The following is a 24752-nucleotide window of genomic DNA, read 5'->3' on the forward strand; positions in this document are numbered from 1 at the left end:
TGCCGAAGCCCGCCCGGCGGGTCAATCGGGGATCAGATAATGGTCGAACAGGTCGTGCAGCACCGCCTTGCCATCGACTTGCGCCTTGGCGCGCATCACCGCGAGGGTGTCGACGCGGGTCAGCACATCGACGTGACGCAGCACGACGTGATAATGCGGCCGATTGGTGAAATCGTGAAACAGCAGGATGCAGTCGGGTTTGCAGTGGATGATCGCCTGCAACAGGCATGCGACGCGAAAGCGCCCGTCGATCAGCACCGCATCGGGGCTGCCCCCCATGCCGCGCCAGATTTGGGTGTGATAGCGCGGCCAGTCACGAAGCCGACTGTCATCGATCGGCCGGCCCCATTCGCCGACGGGGCCAATGTCGGCATGGAAAGGCGTAAATTCCACCGCTTCCCCCGCAATGTCAGCCTGCACCTTGGCCAACCAAGCCGGATCGCTGTCGACGCTGACGATCCGCCGCACCTGCCGCGCCGCCACCAGCGTGCTGCCCCCGCAGCCGAATTCGAGCAGCGACGACAGCCCCGCCAGTTGCAGCTCAAACTGGGTGACTTCCGCCGCGGTCATTTGTGGTTGCATGGTCCCCTCCACCAGGAGGGGATATGGGACGACGCCCCGCCCGTCCAGCCTAGGAGATGGTTCGGGCCGAATGTAGGGATAGTGATGGGCAGCGGCGGTCATAACGTCGTCACCCCGGACTTATCCGGGGTCCACGACCCCTTGCGCTGCCCGGTACTGGGAGGGCCGATGGATCCCGGATCAAGTCCGGGATGACGATAGGGGGCGTCCGCAATCAGTCAAAAGCCGTTACCGCACGGCGTGTCCGTCGCGCGATGTCAGGCTGCGACGGCGACCTTTTCGGGGTTCGACGCCTGCGTGGGCATCACCGCGTCGGCATAATCGCTTTCATATTTCTGGATCAGCGCGCGGTCGTCGTGGTTCCACGGGTGGAAACCGGGCAGGAAATAGCTGAGCCACGGCAGGAAGCTCTTGCGCAGCACCCCGGGCGAGCCGAGCAGATACCACCAGATGCGCGCGGTGACGCGCCAGCCGGTGAGCCCGTCCTGCTTGAGCAGATTCTTCATGCCCTTGATCCGCTTCGGCCAGAAGCGGCTGGTGACGAGCAGCATCATGATCGACTTGGCGCGCCAGCGGCGGAACCGGCTCCAGTCCTTCGTCGCGTGCAGCCAGGTGTCGTAGGCGACACCCTTATGCTCGATCTCTTCGATCGCATGCCATTTCCACAGGGCCGCCCATTCGGGTTCGGCGCCCGCGTACATGCGCTCGTCGCGCAGCATCACCGATGCCATCATCGCGGTATAATGTTCGAGCGCGATCGTCGCCATCAGGTTGACGATCTGCGGCCGCTGCTTGATCAGGTCGAGCACCTGATTCACGTCGGCCTCGAGCTCGGACAGGTCATACCCTGCCTCCGCCGCCTTTTTGTTGAACACGACATGTTCGCGGCTGTGGATCACCTCCTGCTGGGTGAACGCCCGGATTTCGCGCGCCAGCTTGTCGGGCACGCCGTCGCGGTGCGCCTTCACCGCCTCGATGAACATCGCCTCGCCGCGCGGAAAGGTCACCGACAGCGCGGTGTGGAAAGCCGACGCGATCGGGTCGCCGTTCAGCCACCAGCGGCCCTGCTTGTCCTCGCGGCCAAAGCGCATGTCGCGCGGGGTGATCGACAGGTCGGCGGGGGTCGGGGAGAGGGAAAGGCTGGACATATGGTTCATACCGTCGAAAAGGGGCAATGGGGAAATATCTAGGATTTACTTACAAGCATGTCAATAGTGAAGAAGCGCCTGAGTCCTGAGGAGAGCCGGTTCGTCGCCCTCCAGGCCGCGCGCGAAATATTGATCGAAACGGGGCCGGCCGCGGTGACGCTGAAGGCGGTCGCGGGGCGCATCGACCGCACCCATGCCAACCTCCTCCACCATTTCGGCAGCGCCGCGGGACTGCAAAAGGCGCTTGCCGCCTATCTCGCCGAAACGGTGTGCGCGACAATCGGCGCGAAGATGGCCGAATCGCCGCCGGGCGAGCGCAATGTGCGCGAAATCGTCGATCTCGCGTTCGACGCGTTCGACAGCGGCGGCGCGGGCGCGCTGGCGACGTGGATGGCGGCGACGGGCAATGAGGACGCGCTCGACCCGATCGTCGATGCGATCCACAAGCTGATCGACGGCATGGCCCCCGATGCGCATGAAAAACGGCTGATGCACGAAGACACGCTGGCGCTGGTGCTGATGGCGCTCGGCGATGCGCAGCTGGGCGGCGCGATGGCCGAAGCGCTCGGCCTGCCCCGCGACACCGCGCGTGCGCTGGCGTGCGAGCTGATCACCGGCCGCATCGCCAATTTCTGGGCGGCGCAAAACCCCAAATAGAAACGGCGGCCCCGAATAGCGGAACCGCCGTTTCCATGCTTCTCCGGGAGGGCGGGAGAAGGTCTTAGCTGGCGTTCAGCTGATGCTTGAGCGCCGACATCTGGTCATGGCCGTCGCGGACCGAAGCAAAGCTGGTCTGGATCAGTTGCTGCACGGCCGCGTCAAGATCGCCGTCCTTCAGCGCGCTTTCGAACTTAGCCTTGATATGGTCCTCGCCGCGCTCGACCTCGGCAACAACCGCCGAATCGTCGCGATCGCCGGTCAGCGCATCGCGCAGGCCCAAGAACGCACGGTGCGCCGATGCCAGCACGGTGCCGTCGTCTTCAGGATTACCGCCCAGCTCGCGAACCTTCGCCTGAAACGCGGCGACGATGGTCTGGCGCTCGTTGGCGCGGTTCAAAAAGGTTTCGCGAAACTGTGCCGCATTGGCTTCTTCGGCGGCCTTGCGATAGCCATCGACGCTGTCGAGCGTGGTGGCGATCAGCGAATTGAGCGTGCTGAGCGTGCTGACATTCTTGTTGTCAAACATTTGAAATCCTTTCGGGAAAATTCCGGGGCAAGCATCATGCGATGCCTTACCCACCCAACGAGCGCCGACCCGCAAAGTTGCGTCGGTCTGGCGCTCCGCAGGCGCTTTTCATCGAAAGCCGGATCGACGCATCACAAAACTGGCCATTTCGGCCCGCTGCGACTAAGGGGTGCGCAACCCAACCACGCTGTTCGTGCCGAGCGACGTTGCCAAATGCGACGCCGCCACATGAACAAGGACCATCGCCGACGCCGCTTCATGCGACGCGAACGCGATGTTTTCCGCTCCAAAGGCTTCCCATGCATTTCCTCGACCAAGCAAAAATCTACATCAAATCCGGCGACGGCGGCCCCGGTGCCGTGTCGTTCCGGCGCGAAAAATATGTCGAATATGGCGGTCCCGACGGCGGCAATGGCGGCAAGGGCGGCGACATTATCTTTGAAGCGGTCGCCGGGCTCAACACGCTGATCGACTTTCGCTATACCCAGCATTTCAAGGCGAAGCGCGGCACCCCCGGCGCGGGGCGCGACCGCACCGGCGCGGGCGGCCCCGACCTGGTCATCCAGGTGCCGATCGGCACCCAGATCCTCGACGATGACGAGGACCGCAGCCTGCTCGCCGACCTGACCAAGGAGGGCGAGACGCTTGCTTTTCTGCGCGGCGGCGACGGCGGGCGCGGCAACGCATCATACAAGACCAGCACCAACCGCGCCCCGCGCCAGCACGGCCCCGGGTGGCCGGGCGAAGAAAAATGGGTGTGGCTGCGATTGAAGCTGCTCGCCGACGCGGGTCTTGTCGGGCTGCCCAACGCCGGCAAATCGACGTTCATCAATGGCGTTACCAACGCGCAGGCAAAGGTCGGCGCCTATGCCTTTACCACCCTGCGCCCGCAGCTGGGGGTGGTCAGCCACAAGGGCAATGAATTTGTCGTCGCCGACATCCCCGGCCTGATCGAGGGCGCCGCCGATGGCGCCGGGGTTGGCGACCGCTTCCTTGGCCATATCGAACGCTGCCGCGTCCTGCTCCATCTGGTCGACGCCAATGACGAGGATGTCGCCACCAGCTATCGCATCGTCCGCGACGAGCTGGAGGCTTACGGCGCCGACTTGACCGACAAGCCGGTGATCGTCGCATTGAACAAGATCGACACGCTCGACGACGAGCTGGTCGCGGCGCTGTCGGCCGAGCTTGCCGCAGAAAGCGGCCATCCGGTGATGGCGCTGTCGGGCGCGAGCGGCGCCGGGGTGCCCGCGATCCTCGACAAGCTGCTCGAGATCATCGGCCCCGAAAAGCGCGCCGTCGTCCGTAACGACGATGGCGAAGAAACGACCGACTGGTCGCCGGTTTAGGAACGAAAACGGGCGGGGCGCCTTGTAGCATCAACAACAAGGAATTCCGGATGTTCTCTCCCCGTCTTGCGATCAAGTTTCTGCTCTGTGTTTCACCCGTTCTTGGCTTCGTCGTGGTTCCGGCGCAGGCGCAGGCGCAGGATGCGACCTCCGGTTCCGAAAAGCGCACCCGCGTCATCCTCGGGCCGCAATTGTCGCCGTCATGGCCGGGCTCGAAGGATCTGTCGGTCGGGCCCTACATCGACGTCTCGCGCGAGCGCGAAGGAACCGAATTCACCTTCGAAGCCGCTGACGAGAGCTTTGGCGGACCGCTGATCCAATCGGGAAATTTTGCGTTCGGACCGTCGCTGGGATTCATCGGCAAACGCACCGCCGCCGACATCGGCGCCGACCTGCCCAAGGTCGGTTTCACGATCGAGGCGGGCGGGTTTGCACAGGTCAATTTGACCCCGGCGGTCCGGGTCCGGGTCGAGGGCCGCAAGGCGCTGAGCGGTCACAAGGGATGGGCCGGCGAAGTCAGCGCCGACTATGTCGTGCGCGACGGCGACGATTGGCTGTTTTCGATCGGCCCGCGCGTGACACTGGGCGACGCCAAATATAAAAATGCCTATTTCGGCGTGACCGCCGCCGCGGCGCTATCGTCGGGCTTGCCGACGTTCGATGCCGACGGCGGCATCCAGTCGGTGGGACTGACCGCGGGCTATCTGCGCCAGCTCAACCGCCGCTGGGGGCTTGCCGCCTACGCGCGCTATGACCGGCTGATCGGCGATACGGCGGATTCGCCGATAACCCGCAATCTGGGATCGCGCAGCCAGCCATCGGTCGGCCTCGCGCTCAGCTACACCTTCGGCGGCTCTCGCTGACGTAATAGCATTGGCGCGAGCGGCGCCGCGCGCTATCGGCGACGTCATGTTGTTTGCGCCCGCCTCCTGCTCCCGTCTGATCGTCAAGATCGGGTCGGCGCTGCTTGTCGATCCCGACGGCGCGGTACGCCGCGACTGGTTGACCGGGATCGCCGCCGACATTGCCGAACGGGCGCGCGCAGGACAGCAGGTCGCGGTCGTGTCGTCGGGTGCGATTGCGCTTGGCGCGCGGCGGCTTGGGCTGGCCAAGGGCGGTCGCGGCACATTGGAAGATGCCCAAGCGGCCGCCGCAACAGGGCAGATCGTGCTGTCGCAGGTCTGGGCCGACGTACTCGCCGCCGAGGGGCTGACCGCGGCGCAGATTTTGGTCACGCTCGACGATCTGGAAGACCGGCGGCGCTATCTGAATGCCGCCGCGACGCTCGACCGGCTGCTCAGCCTGGGCGTCGTGCCGATCATCAACGAGAATGACAGCGTCGCCACCGAGGAAATCCGCTTTGGCGACAACGACCGCCTCGCCGCGCGCGTCGCGCAGGCGGCGGGCGCGGGCGGCGTGGTGCTGCTGTCCGACATCGACGGCCTTTACGACCGCAACCCGGCGCAGCCCGGCGCCAACCATATCGCGCGGATCGAGCGCATCGACGCGAGCATCGAGGCGATGGCCGATACCGGATCGGCGTCGGGCATGGGATCCGGCGGCATGGTGTCGAAAATCGCCGCGGCGCGCATCGCCAACGCCGCGGGCGCGCATCTCGCGATCGCCTCGGGCCGCATCGACCGGCCGCTGTCGACCGCCGCGCGGCACAGCCTGTTCGTCGCCGAAAAGGGCGCCAACGCGCGCAAAGCCTGGCTTGCCGGCGGGCTGACCGCCAAGGGGCGGCTGACGATCGATGCCGGTGCCGCGCGGGCGCTGCGCGGCGGCGCCAGCCTGCTCGCGGCGGGGGTGAGCGGCGTGGCGGGTGCCTTTGCCCGCGGCGACGTGCTCGACATCGCCGGTCCCGACGGCGCCGTGATCGCGCGCGGGCTGTCCGAATATCCCGGCGCCGATGCCGCCGCGATCATCGGCCTCGGCCGCGACGCGCAGGAAGCGGCGCTCGGCTATGCGCCGCGCAGCGCCATGGTCCACCGCGACCATATGGTGCTGCTGTGACCCAGCCCGTTCTGGCGATGACCGGCGCAACCGGCTTCGTCGGCGGCGCGACGATGCAGCAGGCGATCGAGGCGGGCTGGCACGTCCGCGCCCTCACCCGCCGACCGCAACCCGCGCGCGATGGCGTGACCTGGATCGCGGGCGCACTCGACCGTCCCGATACCCTTGCCGAAATGGCAGCGGGCAGCGACGTGGTGATGCACGTCGCGGGGGTGGTCAACGTCCCGACCCGCGCCGCGTTCGAGGCGGGCAACGCCACCGCGACACGCCATGTCATCGATGCGGCGCGCGGTGCGGGGGTGACGCGCTTCGTCCATGTCTCATCCCTCGCGGCGCGCGAACCCGGCCTTTCCGACTATGGCTGGTCGAAAGAACGCGCCGAAATCATCGTCCGCGCCAGCGGTCTCGACTGGACCATCGTCCGCCCACCCGCGGTGTTCGGCCCCGGCGATACCGAAATGCTCGACCTGTTCCGCATGGCGCGGCGCGGCATCGCGCTGTTGCCGCCCAAGGGGCGCATGTCGGCGATCTATGTCGACGACCTCGCACGCTTGCTCGTCGCGCTGGCGGCCGATCGCGATACCAGCGTCGGCGCGATCTACGAGCCCGACGACGGCCGAGCGGACGGTTGGTCGCACCGCGGCTTTGCCCGCGCGATCGGGCGCGCGGTGGGGCGCAGCCATGTCTCGACGCTCGCGATCCCGGGCGCGTTGCTCAAGGCGGGCGGCCGGATCGACAAGCTGGTCCGCCGCGGCCGCGCCAAGCTGACTCCGGACCGCGCGCGCTATATCGCGCATCCCGATTGGGTCGCGGCGACGGGCGCGCAGCCCCCCGCCGCGCTGTGGCGCCCCGAACGCGGCACCGACGACGCGCTCGCCGAAACGGTGCGCTGGTACCGCCGCGAAGGCTGGCTCTAACCCTTTCCGTTCGTGTCGAGCGAAGTCGAGACACCGCGAAGGCGCGCACAGCCGATGGGCATCTCGACTTCGCTCGATGCGAACGGGGATTTGGGAATGTAGTCGCCGATAGGGCCGGGTGACCCGCCGGTCGAAGCGTGCATTGCCAAGGGCGAACCGCATCCCTAGGTTTATCCGCATGACCGACACCACCGCCAACACCCCGAACGACCCCGCCGGCCCCTGGGCGATCCCCGTGCGCCGCCCGCTGCCCGGCGACGACAAGCCGAAGTCGACGACCAGTTTTCCGCGCAAGGTGTGGAAACTGCTGGTGGCGATCAAGGACGCGCTCGCACTCATCTTTTTGCTGCTGTTCTTCGTCGTGCTGTTCGGCCTGCTCGCGGGACGCCCGAACGCCGGGTTGCCGGTCAGCGAAGGCGCGCTGTTGATCGAACTCGACGGCGTGGTCAGCGAACAACCCGCCGAGGTCGACACCTTCACCGCGCTGTCGGGTGGCAATCAGCTGCGTGAAATCCGCGTCCGCGACATCGTCCATGCGCTGGAAAGCGCCGCCGACGACAAGCGCGTGACCTCGGTCGTGCTCGACCTCGATCGCTTCCTCGGCGGCGGACAGGTGTCGCTCGCCGAGATCGGCGCCGCGGTCGACAAGGTCCGCGCCAAGAAAAAGCCGGTGCTGGCCTTTGCCACCGCCTACACCACCGACAGCTATCAGATCGCCTCGCACGCCAGCGAAATCTGGGCCGACAGCATCGGCGGCGTCGCGATTGCGGGTCCGGGCGGATCGCGGCTTTATTACAAGGGCCTGATGGACCGGCTGGGAATCACCGCGAACATTTATCGCGTCGGCACCTTCAAAAGCGCGGTCGAGCCCTTCCTGCGCGGCGACCAGTCGCCCGAGGCAAAGGAAGCCAATCTCGCCTATGCCAGCGTGCTGTGGGACAATTGGCTGACCGACGTCAAAAAGGCGCGTCCGGCGGCCAAGATCGACGCCTATATCGCCGACACCGCGGGCGCGGTGCGCGCGGCGGGCAATGACCTGTCCAAGGCGTCGTTCGATGCGGGCCTGATCGACAAGCTCGGCAGCCGCATGGCGTTCAACACCCGCGTCGCCGAGATTAGCGGCGCCTATGACGACAGCAAGCCGTGGGAATATAATGCGATCCCGCTGGAAAACTGGGTCGCCGCCAACCCGCCCGAACTGAAGGGCAGCGCGATTGCGGTCGTCCCCGTCGTCGGCGAGATCGTCGATGGCGAGGCGCCGACCGGCACCGCCGGCGGCACCACTGTCGCCCAGCACATCCTCGATGCCGCGTCCGACAGCAGCACCAAGGCGATCGTGCTCCGCGTCGATTCGCCCGGCGGGTCGGTGCTGGCGTCCGAAGAAATCCGTCAGGCGTTGCTCGCCGCCAAGGCGAAGAAGCTACCGATCGTCGTGTCGATGGCCAATGTCGCGGCGTCGGGTGGCTATTGGGTCGCGACCCCCGCCGACCGCATCTTTGCCGAACCCGAGACGATCACCGGATCGATCGGCGTGTTCGGCATCTTGCCCAGCTTCGATCAGGCGCTCGCCAAGATCGGGGTCACCGCCGACGGCATCGCGACGACGCCGCTGTCGGGCCAGCCCGATGTGTTCGGCGGCGTGAACGACGAATTCAACGCGCTGGCGCAGGCGAGCGTCGAGGACATCTATGCCCGCTTTACCGGTCTGGTCGCGAAGAGCCGCAAGCAGCCGCTGGAGAAGGTCCGGGCGATCGCCGAAGGGCGCGTGTGGGCGGGCGGCACCGCACGCCAGCTGGGCCTGATCGATCAGTTCGGCGGCCTGCCCGACGCGCTGGCGGCTGCGGCCAAGCTCGCCAAGGTCGACGGCGATTTCCACGCCAAATATTATGAGGACGAGCCGAGCGAGTTTTCGAAGATGCTCGCCAGCTGGGGCAAAAGCGAAGAGGAAGCCGCCGCCGCCCCGCGCGGCTGGTTCGGCATCGCGGCGATGAACCGCCAGCTGACCGAGCAGCGGTTGATGCAGGATATGGCGATGCTGACCCAAAGCGGGTCGGTGCAGGCCGCGTGCCTCGATTGCCGCGGCTATTTGCCCGCGGTGCCGCGCCCGGGTGCGGCGGAAGCGAAGGGGTTCTTTGCAACGGTGGCGCTGTTGCTGAAATAATCATTCGTCATTGCGAGGAGCGAAGCGACGCGGCAATCCAGAGTGTGCGTAAACCGCCCTGGATTGCTTCGCTTCGCTCGCAATGACGTATTAGTTGACGACGGCTAACGCTCAGGCGGCCACCGCAACCCCCTTCGCATGCTCCGCAATCGCGTCGGCCAGCGTCTCGACCAGCGCCAGCGGCAGGTCATGGCCCATGCCGGGGATCGTCAACAGCCGCGCCCCCGCAATATTGTCGGCGGTGTCGCGCCCCGCAGCGAGCGGCACCAGCGGATCATCCTCGCCATGCACGACCAGCGTCGGCGCGGTGATCGATTTCAGCAGGTCGCGCCGGTCACCATCGGCAACGATCGCCGCCATCTGGCGCGCGACGCCCTGCGGATACCAGCCGCGTTCGAAATCGGCGCGGACTCGCCGCTGCAACCGCTCCTCGGCGGCGGGATAGGCGGGGCTGCCGATCACCCGCGCCGCGCGCACCGAATAGGCGATCATATCCTCGGGATCGCCGCTCATCGGCCGGTTCGCCAGCACCTGCATCGCTTCCTTGCGCGCGCGCGGCAGGCGGCGGTTGCCGGTACTCGACATGATCGAAGTCAGCGACAGGGTGCGACCGGGATAGCGCGCCGCGATATGCTGCGAAATCATCCCGCCCATCGATGCGCCGACGATATGCGCGCGATCGATGCCCAGATGATCGAGCAGCGCGATGCCGTCGGCGGCCATATCGGCAAGCGTATAAGCGGGGCGCACCGGCAGGCCGATCGCCGCCTTCACGAACATCCATTTCAGGTTCGGCACCCCCGCTGCCTCGAAGCGCGTCGACAGACCGACGTCGCGGTTGTCGTAACGGATGGTGCGAAATCCGTGCGCGTTCAGCGCATCGACGAACTCGTCAGGCCACAAGGTCAGCTGCCCGCCCAGCCCCATCACCAGCAGGATCGCGGGCGCGTCGCGCGGTCCCTTGTCTTCAAACGTGATATTGATGCCGTTGGCGGTCGTTTGCGCGATGGTCATGCTGCGGAAATCCTTTGGCCGATTTCCTGCACCATGGCGCAGTTGACGCGAACGTCAAGCCGGGTGCCTAAGCCCCTGTTTTTGGATCGCGATAGGCGGGAAGCGCGAGCGACCAGCGGATCGCGGCGCCGCGCAGGATGAACCCGGCGACCGCGCCGACCACCGCCGCAACCGGCGTGCCGACCCCGAGCCACAGCAGCAACAGGAACAGCCCCGACGCCAGCGCTGCCGCGGTGACATAGATTTCGGGCCGCACGATGATCGACGGCACCCCCGCCAATATGTCGCGGATCGTGCCGCCGACGCAGCCTGTGATGACGCCCATCAGCAGCGCCGGCGCAGGCGGCACGCCCCACGCGAGCGCCTTGGCGGTGCCGAACACCGCATAGGCCGCCAGCCCGACGGCGTCGGCCCATTCGAGCAATTGCCCCTGCCACCAGCGTTCGGGGGTCAGCCACACGATCAGCGCGATCGCGATGCACACCGCCGAAATCGCGCCATCCTGCACCCAGAACACCGGCGCCCCGATCAAGAGGTCGCGCACGCTGCCCCCGCCGACGCCCGTCACCAGCGCAAAGAAGGCGGCGGTGACCAGCGTCTGGCGGAGCCGCACCGCCATCAACGCGCCCGACAAGGCGAACACACCGATCCCGGCCAGGTCGAGCAGGCGGACGATGAGCGCATTGTCGATGTCAGTCATGGCCCCGGCTATTTCGCGGCCGGCCGGACGCCGCCGATGATCGAAAGGACGATCGCCGACACCGCGCCCCGGATCGCGGGCTCGGCTTGCGGCGCGAAGAAGGGCGAATGATTGGTCGGGACGGGCTGGCCCTTCGCCTTCAGATCGGCGAGCGTCTTCGGATCATAACCGCCGATACCGAAGAAGAGCGACGGGACACCCGCGTCGACGAATTCGGAGAAATCCTCGCTCGCCGACATGGGGGGCACGCTGGCCGGGGCGAAGAGGAGTCCGTTTCCGAACACCGGTTTCAACGCGGCAGCGCCCGCCGCCGCCATGCTTTCGTCGTTTACCAGCGCGCCGGTGCCGCCCAGATAGGTGATCGTCGGTTCGGGCGCCTTGCCCATCATCGCCGCCGCCTTGGCCGCTCGCGCGGTGCCGGTCTTCAGCAGTTCGCGCACCTCGGGGGTGTGCGAGCGGAGGTTGGCCTTCACCTCGGCACTGTCGGGGATGATATTCGGCGCGCTGCCGGCGTTGATCGCACCGATCGTCAACACGCCGAACGCCGCGGGATCCTTTTCACGGCTGATGACCGTCTGGACATCGGTCACGAAGCGCGCGGCAATGGGGATCGGATCGATCGTCGCAGCCGGCATCGAGCCATGGCCGCCGCGTCCGTGGAAAATGATCGAATAGCTGTCCGATGCCGCCGACGACGCCCCCGCCTTGATCGCAACGCTTCCAACCGGCAGGTTCGTGACATGCGCGGCAAAGCCGAAGTCGGGGCGCGGGAAGCGCGTCAGCAACCCGTCGTCAAGCATCGCGCGCGCGCCCTTCAGCGTTTCTTCGGCGGGCTGGCCGATCAGCACGACCGTCCCCGACCAGCTGTCGCGCATCGCGGCGAGCGCCTGCGCGACCCCGATCAGATAGGCTACATGGGTGTCGTGGCCGCACGCGTGCATCACCGGAACATCCTTGCCCTCATAGGTCGCGCGCGCCTTGCTGGCATAGGGAAGCCCGGTCTTTTCCTCCATCGGCAGCGCGTCCATGTCGGCGCGCACGAGGATCGTCGGGCCGTCGCCATTTTTCAGGACGCCGACGACGCCGGTGCCGCCGACCTTTTCGGTCACGGTAAAGCCCGCCTTGCGCAGATGCTGCGCCAATATGCCCGCAGTGCGCACCTCCTGCATCCCGAGTTCGGGGTTCTGATGCAGATCGCGGTACAGCGCGTCGAGCACCGGGTAATTTTTATCGAGCAGCGCGGTCAGCCGCGCATTGGCGGCATTGAGGTCAGGTGCCGCCTGCGCGCTGGTCGCGGTGAGGGAGAGGGTCAGCGAAGCCGCTGCCCAGAGCCAATGCTTCGCCATAATCTCTCTCCCCCTTTTGCGTTTATCAGACGTGGATCGGCTTGCCCGTCACCGCCATCGCGGCTTCCTTGATCGCTTCGCTGTGCGTCGGATGCGCGTGACAGGTATAGGCGATATCTTCCGACGTCGCGCCAAATTCCATCGCCTGCGCGGCCTGCGCGATCATCGTGCCGGCGACGCTGGCAATGCACCACACGCCCAGCACGCGGTCGGTCTTGGCGTCCGCAATGATCTTCACGAAACCGTCGGGCTCATGGTTGGTCTTGGCGCGGCTGTTGCCCGCCATCGGGAACTTGCCGACCTTGACCTCACCCTTTTCCTTGGCCTGCTCTTCGGTCAGGCCGACCCCGGCGATTTCGGGCCAGGTATAGACGACCGACGGGATGACATCATGGTTCACGATGCCGGTCTGGCCCGCGATATTTTCGGCGCAGGCGATCCCCTCGTCCTCAGCCTTGTGCGCGAGCATCGGGCCGGGGATGACGTCGCCGATCGCCCAGATGCCGGGCACCTGGGTGCTGAAATCATGGTCGGTTTCGATCTGGCCGCGTGCATTGACCGCGAGGCCCGCCTTGTCGAGCGCCAGCCCGTCGGTGTGCGGGCGCCGTCCGATCGACACCAGCACGACGTCGGCCTCGAGCGTTTCGGCTTCGCCCCCCGCCGCTGGTTCGAGCGTCAGCACGGCCTTCTTGCCCTTGACCACCGCGCCGGTGACCTTGGTCTTCAGCTTGAATTCGATGCCCTGCTTTTTGAAGATGCGGTTCGCGTCCTTGCGGACATCGGCGTCCATGCCGGGCAGGATCTGGTCGAGAAATTCGACGCAGGTGACCTTGGTACCCAGACGGCGCCACACGCTCCCGAGCTCAAGCCCGATCACGCCGCCGCCGATGACGACCATATGACCCGGCACCTTGGCCAGCTCGAGCGCGCCGGTCGAATCGACGATGATCTGCTTGTCGTTATCGACATCGACACCCGGAAGCGGGGTGACCGACGAACCGGTGGCGATGATGATATTCTTGGCGCGATAGGTCTTGCCCGCGACCTCGACGCTGTCCTTGCCGGTAAAGGCCGCATAGCCCTTCAGCCAGTCGACCTTGTTCTTCTTGAACAGGAATTCGATCCCGCCGGTCAGCCCCTTGACCGCATCGATGCGCTGCGCATGCATCGCGGGCAGGTTCAGCTTGGGGGTCACATCGATCCCCATCTTCGCCATCGCGCCGTTCGCCGCGGCGTCATAATATTCCGACGCGTGGAGCATCGCCTTCGACGGGATGCAGCCGACGTTGAGGCAGGTGCCGCCGAGCGTTGCGCGCCCGTCGGCGCACGCGGTCTTCAGCCCCAGCTGCGCGGCGCGGATCGCCGCGACATAGCCGCCGGGACCGGCACCGATGACAAGGACGTCGTAGTCGTAATCAGCCATAACTCACTCCGTTTGTGTTCCTGCGAACGCAGGAACCCAGGGCGTCAAAGCGAAAGCCTGTCGAACAAATCCAGCCATTGTGGATTGTCTCGTTCGATCAGTTCAACCTTCCACGCCCGTTTCCATTTCTTCATTTGCAGTTCGCGATGACGAGCCTGCTGAATGTCATCAAACGCTTCGTGCCAAACCAGCCTGTGGCACCCATATTTCTTGGTGAAACTTTCCACCACCTCATTGCGATGCTGCCACACTCGGGCCAGCAGGTCACTGGTAACGCCAAGATACAATGTGCCGTTTCGCGCGCTTGCCATCAGATAGAGATAGCCCGGCCGGTTCATTTTGCATCTCCGTGTTCCTGCGAAAGCCGGAACCCAGGGTCAGATTGCACCGTCATTGCATCCTACCCTGGGCTCCTGCGTTCGCAGGAGCACAAACTATTACAGATCGATCAGCAACCGCGTCGGATCCTCGATCGCTTCCTTGATCGTCTTGAGGAAGGTTACCGCCTCGCGGCCGTCGATCAGGCGGTGGTCGTAGCTGAGCGCCAGATACATCATCGGGCGGATCACGATTTCGCCGCCCCGCACGACCGGGCGATCTTCGATGCGGTGGAGGCCGAGCACCGCCGACTGCGGCGGGTTGATGATCGGGGTCGACATCAGGCCGCCGAACACGCCGCCGTTCGAGATGGTAAAGGTGCCGCCGGTCATGTCGTCCATCGTCAGCGTGCCATCCTTGGCGCGCTTGCCCAGGTCGGCGATCGCCTTTTCGATTTCGGCGAAGCTCAGGCCGTCGGCGTTGCGGACGACCGGCACGACCAGCCCGTTCGGTGCGCTCACCGCGACCGACACGTCGAGATAGTCGTGATAGACGATTTCGTCGCCGTCGATGCGCGCGTTGACCGCCGGAATGTCATGCGCGGCGAGCGCGACCGCCTTGGTGAAAAAGCTCATGAAGCCCAAACGGACGCCATGCTTTTTCTCGAACGTCTCGCGATATTTGTCGCGCGTCGCCATCACCGCCGACATGTCGACGTCGTTGAACGTCGTGAGCATCGCCGCGGTGTCCTGCGCCGCCTTCAGCCGCTTGGCGATCGTCTGGCGCATCCGCGTCATCTTGACCCGTTCCTCGCGGCGGCCCGGCGCGCCCGATGCGGCGGGGGCAGCGGCGACGGCGGCGGGCGCCGCGGCGGGGGCTTCGGGCGCGGCATTGGCGGCGGCGAGGACGTCTTCCTTGGTCAGGCGGCCATCCTTGCCGGTGCCCTTGATCTTGCTGGGGTCAAGGCCATGCTCGAGCACGAGGCGGCGCACCGCGGGGGACAGCGTGGTGACCGAATCGTCGCTGGCGGTCGTCGGCGGCGGTGCTGCGGCCTCGGCCTTCGCGGCGGGAGCTGCGGTGGCGGCGGGCGCGGCGGCCTTGCCGTCACCCGCTTCGATCGTCGCAATCGTCGCGCCGACATTGACGGTGTCGCCGACCGCGGCGACCTGCTGGCCCATCACCCCGGCCACCGGCGACGGCACTTCGACCGCGACCTTGTCGGTCTCGAGGCTGGCGATCGGCTCGTCGAGCGCAACGGCGTCGCCCGGCTGTTTCAGCCATTCGCCGATCGTCGCTTCGGTGACGCTTTCGCCCAGCGTGGGGACTTTGACTTCGGTGCTCATGGATGCAGTTCCTTGGGGGGCTTAGGCTTGGATCAGGCTTTATTCTTGCTGCGGCGAATTTCGGCACGGACGCTCAGGCCCAGCGCGTCGGCGACCAGCGCCGCCTGCTCGGTCTGGTGGCGGCTCATCAGGCCCGTTGCCGGCGACGCCGCGGCGGCCCGGCCGGCATAGCGCGGCCGCATGCCCTTTTTGCCTGCTTCGGTCAGCGCGTCCTCGATCAATTCGCCCGCGAAAAACCAGCTGCCATTGTTGCGCGGCTCTTCCTGCGCCCAGACGACATCTTCCAGCTTCGGCATCCGCTTCAACCGCACCGCCAGCGGATCGCCCGGAAAGGGATAAAGCTGTTCGATGCGGATCACCGTCGTGTCGGTCAGCCCTGCCGCGTCGCGCGCTTCCATCAGGTCGTAACCGACCTTGCCCGAACACAGCACGACGCGCTTGATGTCGGCGTCGGCGGGCGGGGTGCGGTCGGACATGATGCGGCGGAAATGCGCCTCGCCGATGAAATCGCTGCGCTGCGACACCGCCAGCTTGTGGCGGAGCAATGATTTCGGCGTCATGATGATCAGCGGCTTGCGGAACGGGCGCAGCATCTGGCGGCGCAGGACGTGGAAATAGTTCGACGGCGTCGAAATATTGCACACCTGGATATTGTCGCCCGCGCACAGTTGCAGGAAGCGTTCGAGCCGCGCCGAGCTATGCTCCGGCCCCTGCCCTTCGTAACCGTGCGGGAGCAGCATCACGAGGCCGTTGGCGCGCAGCCATTTGGCCTCGCCCGACGCGATGAACTGGTCGATCATGATCTGCGCGCCATTGGCGAAATCGCCGAACTGCGCTTCCCACAGAACCAGCGATTTCGGATCGGCCATCGCATAGCCATATTCGAACCCGAGCACGCCATATTCGGACAGCGGGCTGTCGAGCACCTCGAACCGGCCATGCGGGACGGTGGTCAGCGGCACATATTTGCGCTCGTCCTTCTGGTCGACCCACACCGCATGGCGCTGGCTGAAGGTGCCGCGGCCCGAATCCTGCCCCGACAGGCGAACCTGATAGCCTTCGCTGAGCAGGGTTCCGAACGCGAGTTGCTCGGCGGTGGACCAGTCGAACACTTCCTTGTCGCTCTTGTCGGCGAACATCGCGCCGCGCGCGTCGATCACGCGGCGCAGCGTCTTGTGGACGTCAAGGTCGGCGGGGATCGTCGTCATCACCCGGCCGATCGAGTCGAACAATTTGTCGCTGACCCCGGTCGAGATATTGCGGCGGGCATTTTCGGGATCGGCGGGGGCGTGCAGCCCCGACCAGCGCCCGGCGAACCAGTCGGCCTTGTTCGGTTTATAGCTTTTGGCACCCTCGAAATCATCTTCGAGCCGCGCGATGAACTCGGCGCGGCGGGCATCGGCCCAACCGGCGTCGATCACACCTTCGCTTTCGAGCTTGGCGGCGCAAAGCTGCGACACCGGCGGATGCTGGCGGATGCGTGCGTACATCAACGGCTGGGTGAACGAAGGCTCGTCGCCTTCATTATGGCCGAAGCGGCGATAGCACCACATATCGATGACGACGTCGCGCTTGAACTGCTGGCGGAAATCGATCGCGAGCTTGCACGCAAAGGTCACCGCTTCGGGATCGTCGCCATTGACGTGCAGGATCGGCGCCATCACGCCCTTTGCGACGTCCGACGGGTAAGGCGACGAGCGCGCATATTGCGGGCTGGTCGTGAAACCGATCTGGTTGTTGACGATGAAGTGGATGCAGCCGCCGGTGTTGTAACCGCGGATGCCCGAGAAGCCGAGGCATTCCCAGACGATCCCCTGCCCCGCGAACGCCGCGTCGCCGTGGATCAGTACCGGCAGCACCTGCTCGTGCTTTTCCAGGTCGTCGCGCACCACTTGCTGCGCGCGCACCTTGCCCAACACGACCGGATCGACCGCTTCGAGGTGCGATGGGTTGGGGACGAGCGACATATGCACCGATGCGCCGCCAAACTCGCGGTCGGTCGAGGTGCCAAGGTGATATTTGACGTCGCCCGAACCGCCGATGTCGTCGGGGTTCGCCGATCCGCCGGCAAATTCGTGGAAGATGACCTTGTACGGCTTGGCCATGACGTTCGCGAGCATGTTGAGGCGCCCGCGGTGCGCCATGCCATAGACGATTTCCTTGACCCCGTATTGGCCGCCATATTTGATGATGGCTTCCATCGCAGGGATCATGCTCTCACCCCCGTCGAGGCCGAACCGCTTGGTTCCGACATATTTTTTGGCGAGGAATTTCTCCCATTCCTCGGCCTCGATCACCTTGTTCAGGATGGCGCGTTTGCCCTCGACCGAAAATTCGATGATCTTGTCGGCGCCTTCCATCCGCTCCTGCAGGAACTGGCGCTCCTTCAGGTCGGCGATGTGCATATATTCGAGACCGACATTGCCGCAATAATTGGCGCGCAGGATCGCGACGATCTCGCGCACCGTCGCGCGTTCGAGTCCCAGTGTCCCGCCTAGCCACACCGGCCGGTCCTGATCGGCGCCGACAAAACCGTGATATTCGGGGGTGAGATCGGCGGGCAGCTCGCGCTGGGTCAGCCCCAGCGGGTCGAGATTGGCGGCCAGGTGCCCGCGCACGCGGTAGGTGCGGATCAGCATCATCGCGCGGATCGAATCATTCGCGGCGCGTTCGACTTCGGCGTTCGACAGCGGCGCACCGCCCTTCGCAGCGGCGGCCTTGACCGCAACCTGCATCTGCTGCGGATCGAGCGCGGCGGTCAGGTCGTCGCTGTCGATCTGCGGCCAGTTCTTCGGCGCCCAGCTGGGGCCGGCCTGCGGCTCGTCGATGTCAAAGCTTTGTCGTTCGAGGTTCATTGTCTTTTCCATTCTCGAAAGAGAAATGGCTCCGGGGAGGATATGGGAGCAACGCCCGCCAACAACGACCGTTGCCGGCGGGCGCTTAAATCAAACGCGTTCTTTCAGCACTTCGACCAGTGTGGTGCCGAGTTCGGACGGGCTGGCCGACATGGTGATGCCCGCGGCTTCCATCGCCGCGATCTTGCTTTCGGCGTCGCCCTTGCCGCCCGACACGATTGCGCCGGCGTGGCCCATGCGGCGGCCCGGAGGCGCGGTGCGGCCCGCAATGAAGCCCGCCATCGGCTTTTTGCGGCCGCGCCTGGCTTCGTCGATCAGGAACTGCGCCGCCTGTTCCTCGGCATCGCCGCCGATTTCACCGATCATGATGATCGACTTGGTGGCTTCGTCGGCGAGGAACAGCTCCAGCACGTCGATGAAGTTGGTGCCGTTAACGGGGTCGCCGCCGATGCCGACCGCGGTCGTCTGACCCAGACCCGCATTGGTCGTCTGGAACACCGCCTCATAGGTCAGCGTGCCCGAGCGCGAGACGACGCCGACGCTGCCCTTTGAAAAGATACTGCCCGGCATGATGCCGATCTTGCATTCGCCCGGCGTCAATACGCCGGGGCAGTTCGGGCCGATCAGGCGCGATTTCGAGCCCGAAAGCGCGCGCTTCACCTTGACCATGTCGAGCACCGGAATGCCCTCGGTGATGCAGACGATCAGTTCCATCTCGGCGTCGATCGCCTCGAGGATCGAATCGGCGGCGAACGGCGGCGGCACATAGATGCAGCTCGCGGTCGCGCCGGTCGCAGCTTTCGCCTCTTCCACCGTGTTGAAATTCGGCAGGCCGATATGCGTCGTGCCGCCCTTGCCCGGCGTCACGCCGCCGACCATCTGCGTGCCATAGGCGAGCGCCTGTTCGGTGTGGAAGGTGCCAGTGGCGCCGGTCATCCCTTGCGTGATGACCTTGGTATTCTTGTCGATGAGAATGCTCATTTTGCTTCCTTCTTATCGCGGCGAAACGCAAAACCAAGGCGACGGATCATCACCTGAATTATTGCTCCCATCGCCACTAACGGGCCGTCGGATCGAATGCGGCAAAGATGCCAACGGTCATGTCTGCTGACTTCTTGAGGCTGAATGTGACCCAACGCTTGTCACCGAACGCCTCTGGCCAGTCGATCTGGCTGCGTCGGGAATCGAATTTCGCCCCGCGGATGCTCAAGCCGTTTGCGAACGCCGCTTCCGCTGCTTCCAGCGTCGTTTCAGTCGGTAGTACGGTCAGAACAGAACAGTTTGGAAATTGGCCAGACGCCTTGATCGACACCTGCAGCGGCGTGCCCTGATAGAGCCGTCCAAAAAGCTCTCCGACTTCCTCGCTAGCTCCTTTGGACGGAAGGGCCCAAGGCTCAGCCTTAACCGTCGCAATCTGCGCTGTGGCATCGACGCCCGGCTCCACGCAAATAGCCTTGAAGGCACCGACCAGCATAGCAAGGTCGGCGGGCTTGATGTTCTGCGGCACCTGAGCGCCAGCCGACATTACCGGTAATATTGCAAGCAGCCAGAATCCTGCCACACGTATCACGAGAGCGACGAGTCCAACGCCTTGCACGCATCAAGCAGTTCCTTGACCGCGTCGACCGAGACCTGAAGCCCGGCCTTGTCCGCATCGTCGAGTTCGATCTCGACGATCGTCTCGACCCCGCCCGCACCGATCATCACCGGCACGCCGACATACAGGCCGTCGAGACCGTATTGGCCATCGACATAGGCGGCGCAGGGCAGGATGCGCTTCTGGTCACCCAGATAGGCTTCGGCCATCGCGATGCCGCTCGCGGCCGGGGCATAGAAAGCCGAACCGGTGCCGAGCAGCGCGACGATCTCGCCGCCGCCGCCGCGGGTGCGCTTGACGATTGCGTCGATCTTGTCCTGGCTCGACAGGCCCATCTTGACCAGATCGGGAACGGGGATGCCGTTGACCGTCGAATAGCGGACAACGGGGACCATCGTGTCGCCGTGGCCGCCGAGCACGAAGGTGTTCACATCCTTCACCGACACGGCGAATTCGTCGGCGATGAAGTGGCTGAAGCGCGCCGAGTCGAGCACACCGGCCATGCCGACGACCTTGTTGTGCGGCAGGCCCGAAAATTCGCGCAGCGCCCACACCATCGCGTCGAGCGGGTTGGTGATGCAGATGACGAACGCGTCGGGGGCGTTGGCCTTGATGCCCTCACCCACGGCCTTCATGACCTTCAGGTTGATACCGAGCAAGTCGTCGCGGCTCATTCCCGGCTTGCGCGCGACCCCGGCGGTGACGATGATGACGTCGGCGCCAGCGATATCGGCATAATCGTTCGATCCGGTGATCTTCGCGTCGAAGCCCGCGATTGGGCCGACCTGCGACAGGTCGAGCGCCTTGCCCTGCGGCACGCCTTCGACCACGTCGAACAGGACGACGTCGCCGAGTTCCTTTTGCGCGGCGAGCAGCGCCAGCGTCCCGCCGATATTCCCGGCTCCGATCAATGCGATCTTCTTGCGTCCCATGGCGCGCGGCACTCCCTTCCTGGCAAGCCCGGCAATGCTTCACAGACCGGCGGCACACGGGCTAAAGTGCCATGTCGATCCCAAGACTGGGGTCGCCCCTACGCCGATTCCCTTAACGAAACAACCGCGAAAAGGACGAAAAACCGCCTTTTTTTGCAAATAGTTCGCAATAACAATAAAGCTGATGAAGCGCCCACCCGCGGATGGGAATGGGTGGACAAAGTCGCAAGGCCATGACAGCTTTTGGGCCGGAGAGGTGCCGCAGCCGCGGGTTAACCCTCCTTTATCGCTGGGGTGATAGGCGCGAGGGGATGACGCGGGCAATCATCAGTTTCGATACCGAATTGTCGGCCGGTCTGTACCAGCGCGGCGCCGACGCGCGCGCCAATTTCGAAAGCTCGATCCTTGGCCGTTGCCGCGACGGCGATTTTGGCATCCATTTCCAGATGGACATGCTCGAACGCCATGGGCTGACCGGGGTGTTCTTTGTCGATCCGATGCCGGCCCTGGTTTACGGCCCCGGGGTCATCGATGCGATCGTTGGCCCGATCGTCGAGCGCGGGCACGAGGTGCAGGTGCACATCCACACCGAATGGCTGGCCTTTGCGCGCTTCAACCCGGTTGGCCGCCTGACCGGGCGCAACATCGGCGACTTTCCGCTGGCGGCGCAAAAGAAACTGATCGCGCTCGCCCGCGACATCTTGGTCGGCGCCGGCGCCCCCAAACCGGTCGCCTTTCGCGCCGGCAATTTCGGCGCCAACGACGACACGCTGCGTGCGCTCGCGGCGCTCGGTTTCGGTTTCGACAGCAGTTTCAACGGGGCGTGGCAGGGACAGGGCTGCGCGATCTCGCTCGACGCCGGGAACCTTGGCATGCGGCTCCACCACGGGGTTGTCGAGGTGCCGGTCAGCGGCCTGATGGACCGCGCCAGCCACTTTCGCCCCGCCCAGCTATGCGCGATGTCGGAGGAGGAGATGCGCGACGCGCTCGATCATGCCGCGGCGAGCGGCGCGATCCAGTTTTCGGCCTTCAGCCACAGTTTTGAGCTGCTGAGCCGCGATCGCGCGGTCGCCAACCGGCTGGCCATTTCGCGAATGGAAGCGCTGTGCCGCGCGGTCGCCGCCGATCCGCGCGTCACCAGCGGCGGCCTTGCCACCCTGCCCCCGCCGCCGCCGCGTCCGGCGCGCATCCATGTTCCGGCGCCGCGCCCGCTTCGCACCTTGCGCCGCGTCATTCAACAGGGGCTTGGGCATCTGGCCCACGAGGTGCGCTATGTCCGCGACGTCATCGCGGTGACGATCAATTCGTCACGTTGGGGCAAGATTGCCAGCGGCGTCCTGCTGGCCATGGCCTAGCGCCAGATATTCGTCGGACTGCATTTCGGCGAGGCGGCTTGCCGTCCGCTCGAATTCAAACGCGCCGTCGCCCGCAACATACAGCGCATCGGGCATTGCCGCCGCACTCGCGAGCAGCTTGACCTTATATTCGTACAGCGCGTCGATCAGCGTGACGAAGCGCGCCGCCTCGTTGCGGTTTTCCGGCCCCATGCGCGGGATGCCGACGATGATGACGGTGTGGAAATGCCGCGCGACCGCCAGATAGTCGGACGCGCCGCGCGCTTCGGCGCACAGCCGCTTGAACGAAAAGACCGCGACTCCTTTCAGCGCCTTCGGCACATGCAGCGTCCGCCCGCCCCCCAGGTCAAGATCGAGCGTCGGCACATGCGCGCGGTCCTCGGGCGGATAGTCGGTCAGGCGAAAGAATGCCGCCGACAGCGCGGCGCTCGCCGCCGCATCGGCAGGCACGAACCAGCGCGCCCCATCGCCCAGCCGGTCGCGGCGATAATCGGTCGGACCGTTGAGGCCCATCACGTCGAGCTTCGCTTCGACCAGCGCGATGAAGGGCAGGAAATGTTCGCGGTTGAGCCCGTCCTTGTACAGGTCGGACGGCGGGCGGTTCGACGTCGCGACCACCGTCACCCCGCGGTCGATCAGCGCGGTAAACAGGCGTGAGAGGATCATCGCATCGGCGCTGTTGTTCACCACCATCTCGTCGAAGGCAAGGCAGCGGGTGTTTTCGACGATCGCATCGGCGACCAGCGGGATCGGGTCGCCCGCCTCGCTTTTGCGCACCTCGCGCATTCGCGCATGGACGTCGAGCATGAAGGCGTGGAAATGGACCCGCCGTTTGCGCTGGATGTGCAGCTGGTCGTAGAACAGGTCCATCAGCATCGATTTGCCGCGCCCGACCGCGCCCCACAGATAGACGCCGCGCGGTGCCTCGGGCTTGCGCCCGGTCAACCGCCACAGCAGGCTGCCGCGCGGCGGCACCGCTTCCAGCTCGGCCTGCAAGATGTTCAGCCGTTCGGCGGCGGCGCGCTGTTCAGGGTCGGGCCGGAGCTCGCCCGCCGCGACGAGCGCGTCATAGGCCGACAGCACCGACATCAGCCGCGATCCTTGCTCGCCTTGCGAATGGTGCCCGCAAAGGTCAGCACGATATGCTCGTCGCCCTCGCCCTGCACGACCAGCCCGCGCAGGAAGATCAGGCGGCCGGTCTCGCGGACCAGCTCGACCACCGCGTCCAGGGGCTCGCCCAGGCGGCCCGCGCCGACGAACTGCGTCGACAGGTCGAGCGTCACCGAATGACCGGCGTTGAGCGATCCGAACTGATGTGACGCGGCGAACAGCGCAATATCGACCAGCGCCAGTGTCACCGCGCCATGGACATTATCGCCCAAATTGCTGTGCTGGCGTTCAGGGATCATCCGCACCCGCGCCTGCGGACGGCCATCGGGCGTCGGCGGCTCGACCCGCACCGTCAGCGGTTCGATGAAGCTGTTGAAACGGCTCGCGTCCTTCAGGTCCCAGCTCAGCCAACCATCATCCAGCGCCTCGGCGCTGAAATGGTCGCGGCGCTTCGGTTCCTCGATCCCGTCGTTCACGTTGTGACTTTCGCGAAGGCGAAACGGCACCGGCCCGCTCCCCCACCCGGCCTCCCATAGGCTACTATCGTCTGGGAGGCCGGGTGGGGGAGCGGGCCGGTGCCGACGTTGGCGTCAGCCAACATCAAACTTGCCGCTCGGCCTCGAGCTTCTTGATCTCGGCGATCGCGCGCGCCGGGCTCAGCCCCTTGGGGCAAGCGTTCGAGCAGTTCATGATCGTGTGGCAGCGATAGAGGCGGAACGGGTCCTCCAGCTCGTCGAGCCGCTCGCCGGTCATTTCGTCGCGGCTGTCGGCGAGCCAGCGATACGCCTGGAGCAGGATCGCGGGGCCGAGGAACTTGTCGCTGTTCCACCAATAGCTGGGGCAGCTGGTCGAACAGCAGGCGCACAGGATGCATTCGTACAGCCCATCGAGCTTTTCGCGTTCGGCGGGCGATTGCAGCCGCTCCTTGCCGCTCGGCGTCGTCGTCTTGGTCTTCAGCCACGGTTCGATCGACGCATATTGGGCATAGAAATGGGTGAAGTCGGGGACCAGATCCTTGATCACATCCATCGCGGGCAGCGGGGTGATCGTGATCGCGCCCTTCAGATCCTCGATCGCGGTGGTGCAGGCCAGGCCGTTCTTGCCATTCATGTTCATCGAACAGCTGCCGCAGATGCCCTCGCGGCACGAACGGCGGAAAGTCAGCGAGCTATCCTGCTCGCTCTTCATCTTGATCAGCGCGTCGAGCACCATCGGACCGCATTTTTCGGTGTCGATCTCAAAGGTGTCGAAGCGCGGATTTTCGCCGCTGTCGGGGTCGTAGCGATAGACTTTGAACGTCTTGACCGCGGACGCGCCCTCGGCCTTGTGGACCTTGCCCGTCTTTTGCGGGCGGCTGTTCTTGGGCAGGCGGAATTCGGCCATGTCGCGGGCTCCCCTATACA

23 protein-coding genes are annotated in these 24752 nt (G+C 65.4%); 7 read left to right on the top strand and 16 right to left on the bottom strand.

The genetic code is table 11. The features are described from left to right. Nucleotides 1-21 precede the first annotated feature (21 nt). Both FFS68_RS11780 and FFS68_RS11785 read right to left on the bottom strand, forming a co-directional pair. Nucleotides 22-570 carry a hypothetical protein gene (locus tag FFS68_RS11780; RefSeq protein ID WP_249340136.1) on the bottom strand — a complete coding sequence of 183 codons (549 nt, stop codon included), beginning with the start codon at nt 568-570 and terminating at the stop codon, nt 22-24. 269 nt (nt 571-839) lie between these two features. After that, nucleotides 840-1730 carry a metal-dependent hydrolase gene (locus FFS68_RS11785; protein WP_137753393.1) on the bottom strand — a complete coding sequence of 297 codons (891 nt, stop codon included), beginning with the start codon at nt 1728-1730 and terminating at the stop codon, nt 840-842. Nucleotides 1731-1787: 57 nt separating this feature from the next. Here FFS68_RS11785 and FFS68_RS11790 point away from each other — a divergent pair, with 57 nt between their 5' ends. Continuing rightward, nucleotides 1788-2387: a TetR family transcriptional regulator gene (locus FFS68_RS11790; protein WP_137753394.1), complete on the top strand. Its 600-nt coding sequence runs from the start codon at nt 1788-1790 to the stop codon at nt 2385-2387. Nucleotides 2388-2451: 64 nt separating this feature from the next. Here FFS68_RS11790 and FFS68_RS11795 read toward each other — a convergent pair whose 3' ends face one another. Further along, complete coding sequence (locus FFS68_RS11795; protein WP_137753395.1) at nt 2452-2916, bottom strand: PA2169 family four-helix-bundle protein; 465 nt, start codon at nt 2914-2916, stop codon at nt 2452-2454. Between the two features lie 299 nt (nt 2917-3215). On the opposite strand from FFS68_RS11795, the gene obgE reads away from it, so the two are divergent. From obgE to sppA, 5 genes are all read left to right on the top strand, one after another. Next, nucleotides 3216-4265 (top strand): GTPase ObgE, encoded by a 1050-nt coding sequence (gene obgE / locus FFS68_RS11800; protein ID WP_137753396.1) that lies wholly within the window; start codon nt 3216-3218, stop codon nt 4263-4265. A 50-nt stretch (nt 4266-4315) separates the two neighbouring features. After that, nucleotides 4316-5128: a MipA/OmpV family protein gene (locus FFS68_RS11805; protein WP_137753397.1), complete on the top strand. Its 813-nt coding sequence runs from the start codon at nt 4316-4318 to the stop codon at nt 5126-5128. 46 nt (nt 5129-5174) lie between these two features. Then, the gene (gene proB, locus FFS68_RS11810; protein WP_137753398.1) at nt 5175-6278 is read left to right on the top strand and encodes a glutamate 5-kinase; all 1104 of its coding nucleotides are present in this window, start codon (nt 5175-5177) and stop codon (nt 6276-6278) included. 17 nt (nt 6279-6295) lie between these two features. After that, the gene (locus tag FFS68_RS11815) at nt 6296-7195 is read left to right on the top strand and encodes an NAD(P)H-binding protein (RefSeq protein ID WP_137753428.1); all 900 of its coding nucleotides are present in this window, start codon (nt 6296-6298) and stop codon (nt 7193-7195) included. 178 nt (nt 7196-7373) lie between these two features. After that, a complete protein-coding gene (gene sppA, locus FFS68_RS11820; protein ID WP_137753399.1) occupies nt 7374-9356 on the top strand; it encodes a signal peptide peptidase SppA in 1983 nt (660 codons plus the stop codon). Between the two features lie 111 nt (nt 9357-9467). On the opposite strand, the gene FFS68_RS11825 is transcribed toward sppA, so the two are convergent. The 10 genes from FFS68_RS11825 to mdh all read right to left on the bottom strand — a co-directional run bounded on the left by FFS68_RS11825 (nt 9468) and on the right by mdh (nt 20884). Continuing rightward, the gene (locus FFS68_RS11825; protein ID WP_137753400.1) at nt 9468-10370 is read right to left on the bottom strand and encodes an alpha/beta fold hydrolase; all 903 of its coding nucleotides are present in this window, start codon (nt 10368-10370) and stop codon (nt 9468-9470) included. Nucleotides 10371-10437: 67 nt separating this feature from the next. After that, nucleotides 10438-11070 carry a TRIC cation channel family protein gene (locus FFS68_RS11830; protein WP_137753401.1) on the bottom strand — a complete coding sequence of 211 codons (633 nt, stop codon included), beginning with the start codon at nt 11068-11070 and terminating at the stop codon, nt 10438-10440. A gap of 8 nt (nt 11071-11078) precedes the next feature. Further along, nucleotides 11079-12416: an amidohydrolase gene (locus FFS68_RS11835; protein ID WP_137753402.1), complete on the bottom strand. Its 1338-nt coding sequence runs from the start codon at nt 12414-12416 to the stop codon at nt 11079-11081. Between the two features lie 25 nt (nt 12417-12441). After that, nucleotides 12442-13839: a dihydrolipoyl dehydrogenase gene (gene lpdA, locus FFS68_RS11840; RefSeq protein ID WP_137753403.1), complete on the bottom strand. Its 1398-nt coding sequence runs from the start codon at nt 13837-13839 to the stop codon at nt 12442-12444. Between the two features lie 44 nt (nt 13840-13883). Further along, a complete protein-coding gene (locus FFS68_RS11845; protein WP_249340137.1) occupies nt 13884-14177 on the bottom strand; it encodes a GIY-YIG nuclease family protein in 294 nt (97 codons plus the stop codon). A 99-nt stretch (nt 14178-14276) separates the two neighbouring features. Continuing rightward, nucleotides 14277-15500: a 2-oxoglutarate dehydrogenase complex dihydrolipoyllysine-residue succinyltransferase gene (odhB, locus tag FFS68_RS11850; RefSeq protein ID WP_137753404.1), complete on the bottom strand. Its 1224-nt coding sequence runs from the start codon at nt 15498-15500 to the stop codon at nt 14277-14279. A gap of 32 nt (nt 15501-15532) precedes the next feature. Further along, entirely contained in the window at nt 15533-18355 is a 2823-nt protein-coding gene (locus FFS68_RS11855; protein ID WP_137753405.1) for a 2-oxoglutarate dehydrogenase E1 component, read from the bottom strand. 90 nt (nt 18356-18445) lie between these two features. Then, nucleotides 18446-19336, bottom strand: coding sequence for a succinate--CoA ligase subunit alpha (sucD, locus tag FFS68_RS11860; RefSeq protein WP_137753406.1), 891 nt, complete (start codon nt 19334-19336; stop codon nt 18446-18448). A 76-nt stretch (nt 19337-19412) separates the two neighbouring features. Continuing rightward, complete coding sequence (locus FFS68_RS11865; RefSeq protein WP_137753407.1) at nt 19413-19862, bottom strand: hypothetical protein; 450 nt, start codon at nt 19860-19862, stop codon at nt 19413-19415. Nucleotides 19863-19921: 59 nt separating this feature from the next. Further along, nucleotides 19922-20884 carry a malate dehydrogenase gene (gene mdh, locus FFS68_RS11870; RefSeq protein WP_137753408.1) on the bottom strand — a complete coding sequence of 321 codons (963 nt, stop codon included), beginning with the start codon at nt 20882-20884 and terminating at the stop codon, nt 19922-19924. 311 nt (nt 20885-21195) lie between these two features. Between mdh and FFS68_RS11875 the strand changes: the two genes are divergently transcribed. Beyond that, entirely contained in the window at nt 21196-22239 is a 1044-nt protein-coding gene (locus FFS68_RS11875) for a hypothetical protein (protein WP_137753409.1), read from the top strand. On the opposite strand, the gene zapE is transcribed toward FFS68_RS11875, so the two are convergent. The 3 genes from zapE to FFS68_RS11890 all read right to left on the bottom strand — a co-directional run bounded on the left by zapE (nt 22192) and on the right by FFS68_RS11890 (nt 24732). Further along, nucleotides 22192-23331 carry a cell division protein ZapE gene (gene zapE / locus FFS68_RS11880; RefSeq protein WP_137753410.1) on the bottom strand — a complete coding sequence of 380 codons (1140 nt, stop codon included), beginning with the start codon at nt 23329-23331 and terminating at the stop codon, nt 22192-22194. The genes FFS68_RS11875 and zapE overlap by 48 nt on opposite strands. Next, the gene (locus FFS68_RS11885) at nt 23328-23855 is read right to left on the bottom strand and encodes a PaaI family thioesterase (RefSeq protein ID WP_249340138.1); all 528 of its coding nucleotides are present in this window, start codon (nt 23853-23855) and stop codon (nt 23328-23330) included. The genes zapE and FFS68_RS11885 overlap by 4 nt, the downstream gene beginning before the upstream one ends. A gap of 94 nt (nt 23856-23949) precedes the next feature. After that, complete coding sequence (locus FFS68_RS11890; protein ID WP_137753411.1) at nt 23950-24732, bottom strand: succinate dehydrogenase iron-sulfur subunit; 783 nt, start codon at nt 24730-24732, stop codon at nt 23950-23952. Between the last annotated feature and the right edge of the window lie 20 nt (nt 24733-24752).

The organism is Sphingopyxis sp. L1A2A, assembly GCF_005502465.1.
Taxonomy (GTDB): Bacteria; Pseudomonadota; Alphaproteobacteria; order Sphingomonadales; family Sphingomonadaceae; genus Sphingopyxis.

Coding starts and splice junctions, on each gene's coding strand:
- FFS68_RS11780 (WP_249340136.1), bottom strand. CDS start 570: ATGACCGCGGCGGAAGTCACCCAGTTTGAGCTGCAACTGGCGGGGCTG.
- FFS68_RS11785 (WP_137753393.1), bottom strand. CDS start 1,730: ATGTCCAGCCTTTCCCTCTCCCCGACCCCCGCCGACCTGTCGATCACC.
- FFS68_RS11790 (WP_137753394.1), top strand. CDS start 1,788: ATGTCAATAGTGAAGAAGCGCCTGAGTCCTGAGGAGAGCCGGTTCGTC.
- FFS68_RS11795 (WP_137753395.1), bottom strand. CDS start 2,916: ATGTTTGACAACAAGAATGTCAGCACGCTCAGCACGCTCAATTCGCTG.
- obgE (WP_137753396.1), top strand. CDS start 3,216: ATGCATTTCCTCGACCAAGCAAAAATCTACATCAAATCCGGCGACGGC.
- FFS68_RS11805 (WP_137753397.1), top strand. CDS start 4,316: ATGTTCTCTCCCCGTCTTGCGATCAAGTTTCTGCTCTGTGTTTCACCC.
- proB (WP_137753398.1), top strand. CDS start 5,175: ATGTTGTTTGCGCCCGCCTCCTGCTCCCGTCTGATCGTCAAGATCGGG.
- FFS68_RS11815 (WP_137753428.1), top strand. CDS start 6,296: ATGACCGGCGCAACCGGCTTCGTCGGCGGCGCGACGATGCAGCAGGCG.
- sppA (WP_137753399.1), top strand. CDS start 7,374: ATGACCGACACCACCGCCAACACCCCGAACGACCCCGCCGGCCCCTGG.
- FFS68_RS11825 (WP_137753400.1), bottom strand. CDS start 10,370: ATGACCATCGCGCAAACGACCGCCAACGGCATCAATATCACGTTTGAA.
- FFS68_RS11830 (WP_137753401.1), bottom strand. CDS start 11,070: ATGACTGACATCGACAATGCGCTCATCGTCCGCCTGCTCGACCTGGCC.
- FFS68_RS11835 (WP_137753402.1), bottom strand. CDS start 12,416: ATGGCGAAGCATTGGCTCTGGGCAGCGGCTTCGCTGACCCTCTCCCTC.
- lpdA (WP_137753403.1), bottom strand. CDS start 13,839: ATGGCTGATTACGACTACGACGTCCTTGTCATCGGTGCCGGTCCCGGC.
- FFS68_RS11845 (WP_249340137.1), bottom strand. CDS start 14,177: ATGAACCGGCCGGGCTATCTCTATCTGATGGCAAGCGCGCGAAACGGC.
- odhB (WP_137753404.1), bottom strand. CDS start 15,500: ATGAGCACCGAAGTCAAAGTCCCCACGCTGGGCGAAAGCGTCACCGAA.
- FFS68_RS11855 (WP_137753405.1), bottom strand. CDS start 18,355: ATGAACCTCGAACGACAAAGCTTTGACATCGACGAGCCGCAGGCCGGC.
- sucD (WP_137753406.1), bottom strand. CDS start 19,336: ATGAGCATTCTCATCGACAAGAATACCAAGGTCATCACGCAAGGGATG.
- mdh (WP_137753408.1), bottom strand. CDS start 20,884: ATGGGACGCAAGAAGATCGCATTGATCGGAGCCGGGAATATCGGCGGG.
- FFS68_RS11875 (WP_137753409.1), top strand. CDS start 21,196: ATGACGCGGGCAATCATCAGTTTCGATACCGAATTGTCGGCCGGTCTG.
- FFS68_RS11890 (WP_137753411.1), bottom strand. CDS start 24,732: ATGGCCGAATTCCGCCTGCCCAAGAACAGCCGCCCGCAAAAGACGGGC.